This window comes from Rhodococcus sp. LMD (genome assembly GCF_056108245.1).
Genome location: NZ_CM148557.1, coordinates 4,010,299 through 4,026,619 on the forward strand (window position 1 = coordinate 4,010,299; position 16,321 = coordinate 4,026,619).

Genomic DNA, 16,321 nt, shown 5'->3' on the forward strand with positions numbered 1-16,321 from the left:
GGCGCGGGAGCCGCGCCCGCGGTCCCCGCCGGGTCGTCCCGGGCCGGATGGGTAAGAATTGCCTATGGCCGACGACACGAACGACCCGCACCTCTGGCTCGAGGACGTCACCGGCGACGACCAGCTCGGGTGGGTGCGCGCGCACAACGACCGCACCGTCGACGAATACACCCGCACGGAGGCGTTCGGGACGCTGCAGTCCCGGATCCGGGAGGTGCTCGACACCGACGCGCGCATCCCGTACGCGCGGCGCCGCGGTGAGTATCTGTACAACTACTGGCGCGACGCTCGGCACGTGCGCGGCCTGTGGCGGCGGACCACCATGGAGCAGTACCTGCGCGACGAACCGGACTGGGACGTGCTGGTCGACCTCGACGCGGTCGCCGAGGCGGAGGGCGAGAACTGGGTGTGGTCGGGGGCGCAGGTGCTGCGACCCGACCAGTCCCGGGCCCTGATCGGACTGTCACGCGGCGGCGCCGACGCCACCGTGATCCGCGAGTTCGACATGGAGTCACGGAAATTCGTCGACGGACCGGACAGTTTCACGGTGCCGGAGGCGAAGACCGACATCGGCTGGATCGATGCGGACACCGTGTACGTCGGCACCGACTTCGGCGACGGCTCGCTCACCGACTCCGGGTACCCGCGCCTGGCCAAGCGCTGGCGCCGCGGTACGCCGCTGGCGGAGGCCGAGACGGTGTACGAGGGCGACAGATCCGACGTCGCCGTCTCCGCCTGGTACGACCGCACGGGTTTCGAGCGCAGTTTCGTCGAGCGCGCGATCGACTTCTACACGTCGCACCGGTTCGAACTGCGGCCCGACGGGGAACTCGTCCGGATCGAGGCCCCGGACGATGCGAAGGTCTCCGTGTACCGCGACCACCTGCTGATCCGGACCCGGTCGCCGTGGCTCGGACATCCGGCGGGCACCCTGCTGGCCGCGAACTACCCGGATTTCCTGGCCGGCTCCCGGGAGATGACGGTGCTGTTCGCGCCGGACGCGCACAGCTCGCTGGAACAGTACGCCTGGACGCGCAACCACCTGCTGACGGTCGTGCTGCGCGACGTGCAGACCGAGGTGCGGGTGCTCACCCCGGGCATGGACGGGTGGACCGATCGGCCGGTCGACGACGTGCCGCCCGCGACCACCACCTCCGTGATCGACGTCGATCCGCTCGAGAACGACGAGTTCTTCCTCAACTCCAGCGGTTTCACCGTGCCCGCGACGCTGCTGTCCGGCACGGTCGGCGGGCCGCTGGCGTCGATCAAGCAGGCACCGGCGTTCTTCGAAGCCGAGAACATCACCGTCACACAGCATTTCGCCACTTCGGACGACGGGACCCGGATTCCGTACTTCGTGGTCGGCCGCGACACCTCGTCCCCGGCTCCGACCCTGCTGTACGGCTACGGCGGATTCGAGAACTCGATGGTGCCGGCGTACAGCGGCGGTGTCGGCCTGGCGTGGCTCGAACGCGGGTACACGTACGTGATCGCCAACATCCGCGGCGGCGGCGAGTACGGACCGCAGTGGCACACCCAGGCGCTGAAGGAGAACCGGCACAAGGTGTTCGAGGACTTCGCCGCGGTGGCACGAGATCTGGTCGCGCGGGGCATCACCACCGCCGATCGTCTCGGCATCCAGGGTGGGAGCAACGGCGGCCTGCTCATGGGCGTGATGCTCACCCGCTACCCCGAACTGTTCGGGACGATCGTGTGCCAGGTGCCGCTCCTCGACATGAAGCGCTACCACCTGCTGCTCGCCGGAGCGTCGTGGATGGCCGAGTACGGCGACCCCGACAACCCCGACGAGTGGGCCTACCTGCGCGAGTACTCGCCGTACCAGAACACCGCCGCGGACGCGAAGTACCCGCCGATCCTCATCACCACGTCGACGCGGGACGACCGGGTGCACCCCGGGCACGCCCGGAAGATGGTGGCGCGGCTCGAGGAACAGGGCCACGAGGTCTGGTACTACGAGAACATCGAGGGCGGCCACGGCGGTGCCGCGGACAACGCCCAGGCCGCCTTCAAGGCGGCGCTGACGTTCACGTTCCTCGAACGCATGCTGTCCGGGTAGAACTCACCGGTCCTTCAACCAGGCCGCGATGCGGTCGACGGTGTCCGCGTTGTCGCGAATCCAGCCGTTGTGCCCCAGCGGCCGGGACTGGTGCCACGTCGTCACGTCCGCGCCCGGCATCTTCTCGAGCAGGTGCCGGGCGGCGGCGACCGGCGTGAGGTCGTCGCCCTCGACAGTGACGGACAGGACCGGCAGGCTCAGCTCGGCGAGCCGCTGCTCGTAGTCGACGTCGGCGTCGCGGGGCTCGAAACGCCCGCTCCGGGCCAGGCGCGCCCAGTCCGAGATGAGCTGCCGGGACTGGCGACCGAAACCGGCGACGTCGAGCCGGTCGCCGGGCCAGAATCCGGCGATGCTCGCGGTGATCGACATCGCCGCGGACCCGAGGAGCAGACCCGGCCCGCGGATGCCCGCGTGGTGGCGGTAGTACGGGGTCCCCGCGGCGACGAGGACCAGCCCGCCGAGCCGTCCGGGGTTGCGGGCGGCATAGAGCGCCCCGAGCTGCCCGCCCATCGAATGTCCCAGCAGGTACGGGGTGGAGTCGAGGAACCGCTCGTGCACCACCTCCAGCATGGCCGGCAGGTCGACGGCCACCAGCTCCTGGTAGCCGTAGTCGCTGTCGGGTCCGGGGCGGGGCCGGCTGTCGCCCTGTCCGGGCAGCTCGCAGAGCGCGGCGTCGAACCCGTGCGCGGTCAGGGCGTCGGCGAAGGGCTCGTAGTAGCCCGCCGGAATGCCGAGACCGGGCAGGATCACTACCACGGGCCGCGGCGCGTCGATGCGGGCCGGCTGTTCCGGACCGGGGAACAGGCGAACGGGTGTCGTCGTGCCGCCCGGCAGCTGGATCGGTACGGTCTCCACCGGCTCAGCCTAGGCGGTTCCGGTGTCCGGGTCAGGCGGTTCGGCCGCCGGCGCGGTCCCGAGTCCCGCGGCGTCGAGGGCGGACTCGGTGAGGCTGCGGCCGAGCGCGATCATCTCCGCCGCGCGGTGGAAGTCGAGACTGCGACCCGACTTGCGGGGGATGCGGATGAGCACGTCCGGCGGGTACCCGGCGAGCTGGTAGCGGGCCAGGGCCGACTGCATCAGATCGAGCGAGCGGTTCATCACCTCGAAACGGCTCAGCTTCGGGACCGGGACCGGATCGTCGACGACCTCGGCGTCCTCGGATGCCACGTCCTCCGCGGCGTCGCTGCGCGCCCCCGGCCCACCGCCGAAACGACCCACCATCGAGCGGACGACGTCCCGCTCGAGCAGTTGCGCGGCGCTGCGGCGGAATCGGCCGATCCACTCGTCGACCGGTCGCGGCTCCGCACTCGCGTGGGCCGGGGCGCCGCCGTCGACGTCGCGTTCCTCGGCCCCGAGACTGACACCGATGGTGACGTCGGCACCCGCGGCGAGGATCGGGGCGAGCGGCAGCGGATCGAGGATCCCGCCGTCCGCGAGCACCCGCCCGTTGAGCACGTACGGGGTGATCACGCCGGGAATCGCGATGGACGCGCGGATCGCCACGTCGACGGGGCCGCGCTGGAACCAGACGGATCGTCCGGCGGCCAGGTCCGTCGCGACGGCCGTGTACGGGATCCGCAGCCCCTCGATGGGGGTGTCGCCGAGGATCTCGCGCACCTTGTCGAGGATCTTCTCGGCGTGGATGGCGCCCGGCGCGGACAGCGACACGTCGAGCAGCCGCAGCACGTCGAGCTGCGTCAACGACGTCGCCCAGCGGGTGTAGTCGTCGAGCCTGCCGGCCGCGTACAACCCACCCACGAGCGCGCCCATGGACGAGCCCGCCACACCGGCGATCTCGAGTCCGCGTTCCTCGAGCGCCTCGATCACACCGATGTGGGCGTAGCCGCGGGCACCCCCGCTGCCCAGGGCGAGCGCCACCCGCGTCGGTCCGGCCATTCCCAGATCCTACGGAGCATCGTCGGCGCGCACCCCGAGAAGAAAGTTCAGGGTGCGGATCGGGGCGTCACCCGATGTGGAGCGGGTCCTGCGCCCGGCACGCTCGAAGGCATGACATCCACTTCGAGCAGTTCTCTCGTCGTACCCGAAACCGCGCACCGCGCAGGACGTTCGATACGCGCCTCGGTCGCCGCCGTGTGCACCGCGGCGGTGCTGCTGGGCGCCGGGACGGCGGTGTTGCTGGGCGCCGGGACGGCGGTGCTCCTGGGCGCCGGGACGGCGGTGTTGCTGGGCGCCGGGACGGCGGTGCTCCTGGGCGCCGGGACGGCGGCGGCCCAGGCTGCGACCCGGCCGGTCCCGAACGTGGTCGGCATGAGCGAACAGAGCGCCCGGGCCACGCTCGAGGCGCAGGGCGTGCCGTACGGCGTGGTCAACCGCGCGGGCACGGCGTCCGGCCACTGCCACGTCACCGGGCAGCGCGACCGGGGCTACCGCACCGAGGTCGACATGCAGTACAACCACGAGAAGAACGAGTTCGAACGTGTCGAGACGCCGATCTGGCGGGGTGTGGGCCTGACGGTGGTCTGCAACTGACGAGTTCTCGCCGACGATCGGGCGGGCCGGGATTCCGGCCCGCCCGATCGTCTTTCCGGTTCACCGACCCGGCCGGGAAGGCTACTCTCCTCGCATGGTCCGTCTGCTCGCGTCCGCGGTCGTCGCACTGCTCGCCAATGCCCTGGCGCTGCTCGTCGGCGCCTGGGTCCTGCCCGGCATGTCGCTCGACGGCGTCGCCTTCGTCATCGCCGTCGCCCTGTTCACCGTGACGGCGATGCTCGTCGACCCGCTGCTGCGCCAGCTGGCGGTCACCAAGACCCCGGCGCTCCTGGGCAGCAGCGCGCTCGTCTCGACGCTGGTCGCGCTGATCGTCACCTCACTCGTCAGCGACGGACTGCAGATCAGTGGCGCGGCGACCTGGATCCTCGCGACGGTGATCGTGTGGGCCGTCGCGCTGGTCGCCCGGATGCTGCTGCCCCTGGTGGTCTTCAAGAAGACGCTTGCCCAGAAGCGCTGAGGACACACCCCGAGACGAAAGATCAGGGTAGGAATCGGGGCGTCACCCGATGCGACCGGCAGGCCCGTGGCGGCACTCTTGTCGCATGACATTCGAGAACAACACCCCCGCTCCCCGTCCCTTCGCCCGGTCCCGCTCGCAGCGCATGCTCGGCGGTGTGTGCGGCGGCCTCGCCGAGTACTTCGGCATCGACGTCAACCTCGTCCGCGCCGGCGTGGTGGTCGCCGCGTTCGTGACCGGAGGCGGCGCCGCCCTGGTCTACCTGGCACTGTGGATGCTGCTGCCGGAGTGACCGCGAGCCTGCACCCGTTCCAGGAAGCATGCACCCGCTCCGGGACGCCGGAGAGGGTGCACGCTTCCCACACCGGGTGTCGGCTCGTCCCGGCGGTGTCCTAGCGTCGACTCATGTTCTCCAGGATTCCCGTGCTCGGTCGCCTCGACCCGTTCCTCGTCGGCATCCTCACCACCGTCGCGGTCGCGGGACTGCTGCCGGCCTCGGGCACGGCCCTGAACATCTTCACGTGGGCTGCGAAGATCGCCATCGGTCTGCTGTTCTTCCTCTACGGGGCGCGACTGTCCACGCGTGAGGCATTCGAGGGCCTCCGGCACTGGCGCCTGCACCTGACGATCCTCGCCACCACGTTCGCGCTGTTTCCGCTGCTCGGGCTGGCGACGAAGATGCTGGTGCCGACCGTCCTGACCGAACCGCTGTATCTCGGGGTCCTCTACCTGTGCCTGCTGCCGTCGACTGTGCAGTCGTCGATCGCGCTGGTCTCCGTGGCCCGCGGCAACATCGCGGGTGCGGTCGTCTCCGCCAGTGCCTCGAGCCTGCTGGGCATCGTCGTGACGCCGCTGCTCGTCGCGCTGACGATGACCACGCAGGGCGTGACGTTCAGCGCCTCCGCGGTGCTCGACATCGTGCTCATGCTGCTGGTCCCGTTCCTGGCCGGCCAGCTCCTGCGCCGCTGGATCGGCGGATGGGTCGGCAGGCACGGCGGGCCGCTGAAGATCGTCGACCGCGGCTCGATCCTGCTCGTCGTGTACGTCGCGTTCAGTCGCGGCATGAACGAGGGCATCTGGTCGAGCCTGTCGCTCGGGCGGCTGCTCGCCCTGGCGGGTGTTTGCCTCGTGCTGCTCGCCCTGGTCCTGGCGCTCACGTGGTTCGGCGCACCGCGCCTGGGCTTCGCCTACGAGGACCGCGCGACGATCCTGTTCTGCGGTTCGACCAAGTCCCTGGCCACGGGCCTGCCGATGGCGACGGTCCTGTTCCCGGGCCAACCGATCGGACTGATCGTCCTGCCACTCATGCTGTTCCACCAGATCCAGCTGCTGGTGTGCGCGGCGATCGCGGCGCGGCTGGCGAAGCGCGCGGCCGCCCCGGCCGTCGCGGTCTGACCCGGTCGGCACCTCACACGAACGCAGCCGCAGCGGCGGGAGATCCCGGCGCTGCGGCTGCGATTCGGGTGTGCTCTCGGGCCGGGACTAGTCCGCGCTGCCCGAGCCGAGGTCGGCGATCAGTTCGAGGATGGGCGTGATGAGGTCGAGCAGGCTGCCGATCATGATCTTCTCCGTCCAGGTCGTGGGTGGCCGCTAGTCGTCTGCACTCAGCGAGTCCAGAACTTCCAGCAGATCGAAGTTTTCGAGCACCCAGCCGATGATGTCCGCGAGAGATCCCATGGCGACTCCTCCTTGATTTCGTCCGTGTCACGGATGCGCGGTCCTGGAAGTACGGCCGCGACGCCATTGTTACAAGAGTCGACGACCCGAGAACGCGGAAATCGGAGAAATCACCCGAACGACCGACGCCACGAGGCCCGGCCCCACCGAAGTGGAACCGGGCCTCGAAGACGGTCGGGGGTGGATCAGAAGTCCATGCCACCCATGCCGCCGGTCGGGTCGCCGGCGGGAGCGGCGGCCTTCTCCGGCTTGTCGGCGACGACAGCCTCGGTGGTCAGGAACAGGGCCGCGATGGACGCCGCGTTCTGCAGCGCCGAGCGGGTGACCTTGACCGGATCGTTGATGCCGGCGCCCAGCAGGTCCTCGTACTCGCCCGTGGCGGCGTTGAGGCCGTGGCCGGCGGGCAGGTTGCGCACCTTCTCGGCGACGACGCCGGGCTCGAGGCCGGCGTTGAAGGCGATCTGCTTCAGCGGAGCCTCGAGGGCGACCTTGACGATGTTGGCACCGGTGGCCTCGTCACCCTCGAGCTTCAGGTCGTCCAGAACCGGAGCGGCCTGCAGCAGCGCGACGCCGCCGCCGGCGACGATGCCCTCCTCGACCGCAGCCTTGGCGTTGCGGACGGCATCCTCGATGCGGTGCTTGCGCTCCTTGAGCTCGACCTCGGTGGCGGCGCCGGCCTTGATGACCGCGACACCGCCGGCCAGCTTGGCCAGGCGCTCCTGCAGCTTCTCGCGGTCGTAGTCCGAGTCCGACGCCTCGATCTCGGCACGGATCTGGTTCACGCGACCGGCGATGGCGTCGGCGTCGCCGGCACCGTCGACGATGGTGGTCTCGTCCTTGGTGACGACGACCTTGCGCGCACGGCCGAGCAGCTCGAGGCCGGCGGTCTCGAGGGAGAGACCGACCTCTTCGCTGATGACCTCGCCACCGGTGAGGATGGCGATGTCGGCGAGCTGGGCCTTGCGACGGTCACCGAAGCCGGGGGCCTTGACGGCGACCGACTTGAAGGTGCCACGGATCTTGTTGACGACCAGCGTGGACAGGGCCTCGCCCTCGACGTCCTCGGCGATGATCGCGAGCGGCTTGCCGGACTGGATGACCTTCTCCAGCAGCGGCAGCAGGTCCTTGACGGTCGAGATCTTGCCCGACACGAGCAGGATGTAGGCGTCCTCGAGCACGGCCTCCTGACGCTCGGCGTCGGTGGCGAAGTACAGCGAGATGTAGCCCTTGTCGAAGCGCATACCCTCGGTCAGCTCGAGCTGGAGGCCGAAGGTGTTGGACTCCTCGACGGTGATGACGCCTTCCTTGCCCACCTTGTCGATGGCCTCGGCGATCAGTTCACCGATCGCGGGGTCGCCCGCGGAGATGCCGGCGGTGGCGCCGATCTGCTCCTTGGTCTCGACCTCCTTGGCGGTGTCGAGCAGCTTGGCGGTGACGGCCTCGACGGCCTTCTCGATGCCGCGCTTGAGACCGAGCGGGTTCGCACCGGCAGCGACGTTGCGCAGACCCTCGCGCACCAGCGCCTGGGCGAGCACGGTGGCGGTGGTGGTGCCGTCACCCGCGACGTCGTCCGTCTTCTTGGCAACTTCCTTGACCAGCTCGGCGCCGATCTTCTCGTACGGGTCCTCGAGCTCGATCTCCTTGGCGATGGACACACCATCGTTGGTGATCGTGGGGGCGCCCCACTTCTTCTCGAGCACGACGTTGCGACCCTTGGGCCCCAACGTCACCTTGACAGCGTCGGCGAGGCTGTTCAGGCCCCGCTCGAGGCCGCGACGGGCCTCTTCGTCGAACGCGATGATCTTGGCCATTGCGAAGTGATCCTCCGGATATGGGGGTGACACGCAGGGCGACCGCTCGTCGGGTCGCCCCATGTACGCCTTCGGCCGGAAGCAGTGCCCGCGACGGACGACCAGGGGTGTCGATATTCCCGGCCTCACCGTCCCGACCTGGCACTCACGTGTTGCGAGTGCCAAGAGCATTCTTAGCACTCGAGGGTGGCGAGTGCAAGGTTTGGAGCACCCGCCACCCTCGTCGTGCAGGACCGGTCCGGGGTGGGCTCAGCGACGCGTGGAACCGACGCCGACGGCGCACCACTGGCCGGTGGCCGTGTTGACCGCGAACGACTGCGGACCGACGCAGGTCACGCCGGTCGGATCGGCCGTCGCCCCCGAACCCCAGCCGGCGACGGACACCGTCGTCACCGGGCCCTGGGCCGAGGAATGGCTCAGCCCGCCGCCGAGGGCGTACGCGTAGGCGCGGCCACCGTCCCCGGCGCCGCTCAAGGCCGTCCCGAAGCCCGTCGCACGGGCTTCGGCCGCGCCGGCCGTCCGGGCCGACGACACCGCGGTGCCGCTCTCGGAGGCGAAGGAGTGGGCCGTGCCGCCCTCGGTGGCCGTCGCACCGCAGCTCGCGGCGTCGGACACCAGGATCTCGTTGGCCGACGGCGGCGACACGCACGTCACCGGTGCCGCCGCGGCGGTGCCCACGCCGAGCAGGGCCGCCGATGCGACACCGAGAGCGGCGACCACACCGGCCCGGAGGAGACGGCGGGGGACTACGACGGCACGGATGGATCGGATGGACAACAAGGTCTCCTCTGCGCTGGGCCGGGGCTCGGATACTGCGGACGGGGGCGACTCCCCCGGCGCGAGGGTACCGGCCGGACCCTTCCGGAGCGAGAGGTCTTCAGAGCGTGTCGAGCAGCTCCGGCAGGTCGGCCACCGAATCGATCACCCGGTCGGGACGCTCGACCGCGAGATCGAGCACCGACTGCCGAAACTTGCCGGTGCGCACCAGGATTCCCGTCATACCGAGGCGCTGGCCCGGAATGACCTCGGCGTGGAGATCGTCGCCCACCACCGCCATCCGGTCCGGTTCGGTGCCCATCAGCTCGGCCGCGGCGAGAAAGCCCCGCATCGACGGCTTCCCGACCGCGACGACGGTCTGCCCGCTCAGTTCCTCGAGACCCGGCAGGTAGACGCCGGTGTCGATGTGCAACCCGTCCGCGGCCTGCCACGTGGCGCCGCGGTGCATCGCCACCACCGGCACCCCGTCGAGCATCAGTTCGGCGACACGGCTGAGGGCGCGGTGACTGAACTCCGGCCCGGCCCCGCCCAGCACGACCACCTCGGGATCGTCCTCGTCGCGCACGATGCCCGCGAGGTCCGCCTCCACGTCGCCGTGGTTGAGCACCCAGCAGCGCCGGTCCGGGTAGGTCTGCCGCAGATACTCGGCGGTGAGGGACGCGGCCGTCACGATCTCGGCGGGTTCGACCGGCATGCCCAGGCCGGAGAGGGTCTCGGCGATCTGCGCACACGTCCGCGACGTGGTGTTGGTCAGGAAGGCCCGATGCACGCCGCGCTCACGAAGCCCGGCGAGCACCTCGGCGGCGCCCGGCACGGGCACCCACGACGTCACGATCACGCCCTCGATATCGAACAACACCCCGTCCACACCGGCCATGGTGCGAGCCTATCGGGTCGCCCCGCCCCCGCCGCCCACGGACCGAATGTCACATCGCGTCGATTCGATCGACGCGATGTGACATTCGGCCGGAAGGGTGAGCGGCTACAGCGTGCGCGCGAGGCGATCGGCGAGCAGGCGGGCGAACGCCGCCGGGTCGTCGAGTTCGCCGCCCTCCGCGAGCAGCGCGGTGCCGTACAGCAATTCGGCGGTCTCACCGAGCGTCGGATCGTCGGCGCGCTGAGCGTGCGCGTCGCGCAGGGCCGTGACCAACGGATGGTCCGGGTTGAGCTCGAGGATGCGCTTGGTGTGCGGGACGGGCTGGCCCGACGCCCGGTACATCCGCTCGAGGGTGGGCGACATGGCGAACGTGTCGCCGACGAGGCACGCGGGCGACGTGGTCAGCCGCGACGACAACCGCACCTGCTTCACATGCTCGTCGAGCGTCTCGCCGAGCCACGACAGCAGGTCGGCGTACTCCTTCTCCCGCTCCTCGCGCTCGGCCTCCGCGGCCTTCTTCTCGTCCTCGGTACCGAGGTCCACCTCGCCCTTGGCGATCGACTGGAACCGCTTGCCCTCGAACTCGGGGACGGACCCCACCCACATCTCGTCGACCGGGTCGGTGAGCAGCAGCACCTCGAGCCCCTTGGCGCGGAACGCCTCCATGTGCGGCGAACTCTCGATCTGCTGCCGGGACTCGCCGGTCATGTAGAAGATCTCGTCCTGGCCCTCCTGCATCCGCGCGACGTACTCGGCGAGCGTCGTCGTCGCGTCCTCGCTGTGCGTGGACTCGAACGAGGACACGGCGAGCAGGGTGTCGCGGTTGTCGAAGTCCGAGAGCAGACCCTCCTTGAGGACCCGGCCGAACTGCGACCAGAACGTCCGGTACTTCTCCGGCTCGGTGGCCGCCATGTCCTTGATCGTCGACAGCACCTTCTTGGTGAGCCGCCGGCGGATCGCGCGGATCTGCCTGTCCTGCTGCAGAATCTCGCGGGAGACGTTGAGCGACAGGTCCTGTGCGTCGACCACGCCCTTGACGAAGCGCAGGTACTCCGGGACCAGTTCCTCGCAGTCGTCCATGATGAACACGCGCTTGACGTAGAGGTGGATCCCGGTCTTGCGCTCACGCATGAACAGGTCGAACGGCGCCTGCGACGGAATGAACAGCAGCGCCTGGTATTCGAACGTGCCCTCGGCCTTCATCGGGATGACCTCGAGCGGCTCGTCCCACGCGTGGCTGACGTGCTTGTAGAACTCGTTGTACTCCTCGGCGGAGACGTCGTCCTTCGAGCGCGCCCACAGCGCCTTCATCGAGTTCAGGGTCTCGGTCTCGCGGACCACCTCGGCGACGGACCCCTCACCCTCGGCCGGCTCGGTGTGTTCGACCTGCATCCGGATCGGCCACGCGATGAAATCCGAGTAGCGTTTGACGATCTCCTTGATCTTCCACTCGGCCGTGTAGTCGAACAGGTGGTCCTCGGTGTCCTCCGGCTTGAGATGCAGCGTCACCGACGTGCCCTGGGGTGCGCCCTCGACCGTCTCGATCGTGTACGTCGCCTCACCGCTCGACTCCCACCGGGTGCCGTCGTGCTCCCCTGCCTTGCGGGTCAGCAGGGTGACCTTGTCGGCGACCATGAAGGTCGAGTAGAAGCCGACGCCGAACTGCCCGATGAGCTCTGCCGGCGCAGCCGATTCCTGCGCCTCGCGCAGCTTGCGCCGCAGTTCCGCCGTGCCCGACTTCGCGAGGGTGCCGATCAGGTCGACCACCTCGTCCCGCGACATGCCGATGCCGTTGTCGCGGACGGTGAGGGTGCGCTGCTCCTTGTCGACCTCGATCTCGATGTGCAGGTCCGAGGTGTCGACCTGCAGGTCCTTGTTGCGGAATGCCTCGAGCTTGAGCTTGTCCAGCGCGTCCGACGAGTTGGAGACGAGTTCCCGGAGGAAGGTGTCCTTGTTCGAATACACCGAGTGGATCAGCAGATCCAGCAGCTGACGAGTCTCCGCCTGGAACTCGAGCTGTTCGATACCCGTAGTCATGGATGGTTCCCTTCGACAGCAGAACGTTCGACGAAATCGTACGACCGGTCCGGTCCACTGTTCCAAGGGGCCGCGCCCGGGCCGCGGGCGGCACTCGGTCTCGGATCCGACACATCCGCCCGGACCTGTTGTCGTGGGGTGCTCCACCGCAGTGTCATGGAGTGAGGCGAAGGCGCGCCGGTGTCGAGAGGAGGCCCCATGGCCACCGGAACAACCCCCTCCCCCGGGCCCGGACCGCGGCCCGTGCGCGCCCCGCGCGGCCCCGGGTTGCGGTGCCGGGGCTGGCAGCAGGAGGGCGCGCTGCGACTGCTGATGAACAACCTCGACCCCGACGTCGCCGAACGGCCGGACGACCTGGTGGTCTACGGCGGCACCGGCCGGGCGGTCCGCAACTGGGCCGCATTCGACGCGATCGTGCGGACCCTCGAGACCCTCGGCGACGACGAGACGCTGCTCGTGCAGTCCGGCAAACCCGTCGGGGTGCTGCGCACCCACGAGTGGGCACCGCGCGTGCTGCTGGCCAACTCGAACCTGGTCGGCGACTGGGCGAACTGGGAGGAGTTCCGCCGCCTGGAGGCGCTGGGACTGACGATGTACGGGCAGATGACCGCCGGGTCCTGGATCTACATCGGCTCGCAGGGCATCCTGCAGGGAACCTACGAGACGTTCGGGGCCGTCGCCCGCGCGCGGTTCGGGGGCACTCTCGCCGGAACGGTCACCCTCACCGCGGGCCTGGGCGGCATGGGCGGGGCGCAGCCGCTGGCGATCACGATGAACGAGGGTGTGGCGATCTGCGTCGAGGTCGACGAGGCCCGGGTCGGCCGCCGGCTCGCGCAGGGCTTCCTCGACACCAAGGCCGACGGCGTCGAAGCGGCGCTGGCCGAGGCGCTCGCGGCACGGGATGCGCGGCAACCACGCTCGATCGGAGTGGTCGGAAACGCCGCCGACGTCGTGCCGGAGCTGCTCGCGATGCAGGCCCCGATCGACATCGTCACCGATCAGACCTCGGCCCACGACCCGCTGTCCTACCTGCCGCGCGGGGTGACGGTCGAGGAGTGGCCCACCCTCGCGGCGAAGGACCCCGTGTGGTTCACCGAGCAGGCCCGCCGGTCGATGGCCCGGCACGTGGAAGCCATGGTCGGGTTCCTCGATCGCGGCGCCGAGGTGTTCGACTACGGCAACTCCATCCGCGACGAGGCCCGCAAGGGCGGCTTCGACCGGGCGTTCGCGTTTCCCGGCTTCGTCCCCGCGTACCTCCGTCCGCTGTTCGAGGAGGGCCGCGGACCGTTCCGGTGGGTCGCGCTGTCGGGCGATCCCGCGGACATCGCCGCCACCGATCGCGCCGTGCTCGAACTGTTCCCCGAGAACGAGCATCTCGCCCGATGGCTCACGCTGGCCGGACGCGCGGTGCCGTTCCAGGGGCTGCCGGCCCGCATCTGCTGGCTCGGCTACGGCGAACGGGACCGGGCGGGCCTGAGGTTCAACGAGATGGTCGCCGCCGGAGAGCTCTCCGCTCCGATCGCCATCGGCCGGGACCACCTCGACGCCGGGTCGGTCGCCTCGCCGTACCGCGAGACCGAGGCGATGGCCGACGGTTCGGACGCGATCGCCGACTGGCCGCTGCTCAACGCCCTGGTCAACACGGCGTCCGGGGCATCGTGGGTGTCGATCCACCACGGCGGCGGGGTCGGTATCGGCCGGTCGCTGCACGCCGGACAGGTGTGCATCGCCGACGGCACCGACCTCGCCGCGCGCAAGCTCGAGCGGGTGCTGACGAACGACCCCGGCACCGGCGTCCTCCGGCACGCCGACGCCGGGTATTCCCGGGCCACCGAGGTCGCGGCGCGTCGCGGACTGCGCATCCCGATGCGGGAGAGCTGACGCCATGTCGCCCGGACGGAACTGGACCCTGCTCGACAACATCGGCTGCCTCGTCACGAACGACCCGGAGCTGGGCCGGGGCCCGCTGGGGGTGCTCGTCGACGCCGCCGTCGTCGTCGGCGAGGGTCTGGTTCGGTGGGTGGGGCCGAGCGCACGGATCCCCGAGGGCGCCGCCGGGACCCGGCACGACCTGCAGGGCCGAGCCGTGCTGCCCGGGTTCGTGGACAGTCACGCCCATCTCGTGTTCGCCGGTGAGCGCGCCGAGGAGTTCGCCGCCCGGATGGCCGGTGTGCCCTACACGGCCGGTGGGATCGCCACGACGATCGCGGCGACCCGCGCGGCGACCGATCGCGCGCTCGCGGCGACGGCGTCGCGGCTCGTCGCGGAGGGCTGGGGGTCCGGGACGACGACGGTCGAGTGCAAGTCCGGGTACGGCCAGTCCGTCGCCGACGAACTGCGCAGCCTGCAGATCGCCGAGGTGTACACACCCGAGACGACGTTGCTCGCCGCGCACGTCGTGCCGCCGGAGTTCGCGGGCCGCCCCGACGACTACGTCCGGCTGGTGTGCGAGGAGATGGTTCCCGCGTGCGCTCCGCACGCCAGGTGGATCGACGTGTTCTGCGAGCGGGGCGCGTTCGACGCCGATCAGTGCCGGGCCGTGCTGCAGGCGGGGATGGCGCACGGCCTCACCCCGCGGGTGCACGGCAACCAGCTCGGTCCCGGGCCCGGCGTGCAGCTGGCGGTGGAGCTCGGCGCGGCGTCGGTGGACCACGTCACGTACACGACGGCGGCGGACGTGGCGGCGCTCGCCGGTTCCGGCACGGTCGCGACGCTGCTGCCGGGCGCCGACTTCTGCACGCGCAACCGGTATCCGGACGCGCGGGCACTGCTGGACGCGGGCGTGACCGTCGCCCTGGCCACCGACTGCAACCCCGGCACCTCCTACCTGACGAGCATGCCGTTCTGCGTCGCGCTGGCGGTGCGCGAGATGCACATGAGCCCGGAGGAGGCGGTCGGTGCGGCGACCGCCGGTGGCGCCGCGGCGTTGCGCCGCACCGATGTCGGCGTCGTCCGGGAGGGCGCACGGGCAGATCTGATCGCGCTGGACGCCCCGTCGTATCTGCACCTGGCGTACCGGCCGGGTGTGCAGCTGATCCGTGAGGTCTGGCTGGAGGGACTGCTGATGTGACGATTCCGGTCGACGTGCCGCCGGTGCCGTGGACGGGCCGCGACGACGGGCCCGGTGTCGAACACCTGCGCTGGCACGGCGTGGTCTCGCCGCTGCCGGCGGACGCGGCGCGGGCTCAGGTCCTGATCGGATTCCGCAGTGACGAGGGCGTGCGCCGCAACCAGGGGCGGGCCGGCGCGGTGGACGGGCCGGTCGCGTTGCGGCGCGCCCTGGCGTCGCTGGCGCTGCCCGCGCCGGCCGTCATCCACGATGCCGGTGACATCGAGGTGCGCTGCGGCGCCCTCGACGACGGGCAGCGCCGTCTCGGTGCCGCGGTCGCCGCGCTGCTCGACGCGGAGCACGCGGTGGTGGTTCTCGGCGGCGGGCACGAGGTCGCCTTCGGCAGCTACCTGGGCTGGGCGGGGTCCGCGGCGGCGCGGTCCGGGGCCCGGTGGGGCGTGCTGAACCTGGACGCGCACTTCGACCTGCGGGCCGCGCCCGTCGCGACGTCGGGCACCCCGTTCCGGCAGATGGCCGAACGCGAACGCGAGCAGGGCCGGTCGCTGCGCTACGCGGTGGTGGGCATCGCGCAGCCGAGCAACACGGCCGCGCTGTTCGCCGCCGCGGACGCGATCGGGGCGCGGTACCTGCTGGACGACGAGTGCCGCGCCACGAACCTGCCCGTCGTGGAGACGTTCGTGGAGGAGTTCGTCCGCGATCTGGACGCGGTGCATCTGACGATCGATCTCGATGTGCTGCCCGGCTGGGTGGCGCCCGGGGTGAGCGCCCCGGCGGCCTGCGGGGTCGCGTTCGAGGTGGTGCAGCACGTGTGCGACGTCGTGGCGCGCAGCGGCCGGCTCGCGCTCGTCGACGTCGCCGAACTGGCGCCGGCCTTCGACGTCGACGGGCGGACGGCGCGGGCGGCGGCGCGGCTGGTCCACCGGATCGTCACGGGCCGGCCGGACGGCGGCCACCCCCGGTTCGCGGGCACCGAACCCGCCGGCGGTCCATGATGGAGGTGATGGGGTACCTCGAGATCGGGAGTGCG

At 70.6% G+C, this 16,321-nt stretch carries 14 protein-coding genes; 8 read left to right on the top strand and 6 right to left on the bottom strand.

Annotation, left to right across the window (positions count from 1 at the left end):
* The first annotated feature begins 64 nt into the window (after positions 1-64).
* A complete protein-coding gene (locus ACWPQI_RS18355) occupies positions 65-2,077 on the top strand; it encodes a prolyl oligopeptidase family serine peptidase (protein ID WP_474738422.1) in 2,013 nt (670 codons plus the stop codon).
* A 3-nt stretch (positions 2,078-2,080) separates the two neighbouring features.
* On the opposite strand, the gene ACWPQI_RS18360 is transcribed toward ACWPQI_RS18355, so the two are convergent.
* Complete coding sequence (locus tag ACWPQI_RS18360) at positions 2,081-2,932, bottom strand: alpha/beta hydrolase family protein (protein ID WP_017681260.1); 852 nt, start codon at positions 2,930-2,932, stop codon at positions 2,081-2,083.
* Positions 2,933-2,941: 9 nt separating this feature from the next.
* Positions 2,942-3,973, bottom strand: coding sequence for a patatin-like phospholipase family protein (locus ACWPQI_RS18365; protein WP_010592196.1), 1,032 nt, complete (start codon positions 3,971-3,973; stop codon positions 2,942-2,944).
* Between the two features lie 111 nt (positions 3,974-4,084).
* Here ACWPQI_RS18365 and ACWPQI_RS18370 point away from each other — a divergent pair, with 111 nt between their 5' ends.
* From ACWPQI_RS18370 to ACWPQI_RS18385, 4 genes are all read left to right on the top strand, one after another.
* Positions 4,085-4,567, top strand: a complete 483-nt coding sequence (locus ACWPQI_RS18370; protein WP_474738423.1) for a PASTA domain-containing protein — start codon at positions 4,085-4,087, stop codon at positions 4,565-4,567.
* A gap of 94 nt (positions 4,568-4,661) precedes the next feature.
* Positions 4,662-5,045, top strand: coding sequence for a phage holin family protein (locus ACWPQI_RS18375; protein WP_048772226.1), 384 nt, complete (start codon positions 4,662-4,664; stop codon positions 5,043-5,045).
* Positions 5,046-5,130: 85 nt separating this feature from the next.
* A complete protein-coding gene (locus tag ACWPQI_RS18380; protein WP_003937438.1) occupies positions 5,131-5,337 on the top strand; it encodes a PspC domain-containing protein in 207 nt (68 codons plus the stop codon).
* Between the two features lie 113 nt (positions 5,338-5,450).
* Positions 5,451-6,440: a bile acid:sodium symporter family protein gene (locus ACWPQI_RS18385; RefSeq protein ID WP_029539851.1), complete on the top strand. Its 990-nt coding sequence runs from the start codon at positions 5,451-5,453 to the stop codon at positions 6,438-6,440.
* 467 nt (positions 6,441-6,907) lie between these two features.
* Here the strand turns inward: ACWPQI_RS18385 and groL are convergent, their stop codons facing one another.
* From groL to htpG, 4 genes are all read right to left on the bottom strand, one after another.
* Positions 6,908-8,533 (bottom strand): chaperonin GroEL, encoded by a 1,626-nt coding sequence (gene groL, locus ACWPQI_RS18390; protein ID WP_010592200.1) that lies wholly within the window; start codon positions 8,531-8,533, stop codon positions 6,908-6,910.
* 249 nt (positions 8,534-8,782) lie between these two features.
* Positions 8,783-9,310: a DUF6764 family protein gene (locus ACWPQI_RS18395; RefSeq protein WP_010592201.1), complete on the bottom strand. Its 528-nt coding sequence runs from the start codon at positions 9,308-9,310 to the stop codon at positions 8,783-8,785.
* Positions 9,311-9,410: 100 nt separating this feature from the next.
* Positions 9,411-10,187: an HAD-IIA family hydrolase gene (locus ACWPQI_RS18400; RefSeq protein WP_010592202.1), complete on the bottom strand. Its 777-nt coding sequence runs from the start codon at positions 10,185-10,187 to the stop codon at positions 9,411-9,413.
* A gap of 105 nt (positions 10,188-10,292) precedes the next feature.
* Positions 10,293-12,224, bottom strand: coding sequence for a molecular chaperone HtpG (htpG, locus tag ACWPQI_RS18405; RefSeq protein ID WP_010592203.1), 1,932 nt, complete (start codon positions 12,222-12,224; stop codon positions 10,293-10,295).
* A gap of 198 nt (positions 12,225-12,422) precedes the next feature.
* Here htpG and hutU point away from each other — a divergent pair, with 198 nt between their 5' ends.
* From hutU to hutG, 3 genes are read left to right on the top strand one after another with little or no spacing between them, the layout of a single operon-like run.
* Complete coding sequence (hutU, locus tag ACWPQI_RS18410) at positions 12,423-14,105, top strand: urocanate hydratase (protein WP_048772219.1); 1,683 nt, start codon at positions 12,423-12,425, stop codon at positions 14,103-14,105.
* A 4-nt stretch (positions 14,106-14,109) separates the two neighbouring features.
* Positions 14,110-15,294 (top strand): imidazolonepropionase, encoded by a 1,185-nt coding sequence (gene hutI / locus ACWPQI_RS18415; protein ID WP_203010994.1) that lies wholly within the window; start codon positions 14,110-14,112, stop codon positions 15,292-15,294.
* Entirely contained in the window at positions 15,291-16,286 is a 996-nt protein-coding gene (gene hutG, locus ACWPQI_RS18420) for a formimidoylglutamase (protein ID WP_474738424.1), read from the top strand. Before hutI ends, hutG begins: the two co-directional genes overlap by 4 nt.
* Positions 16,287-16,321: the final 35 nt, after the last annotated feature.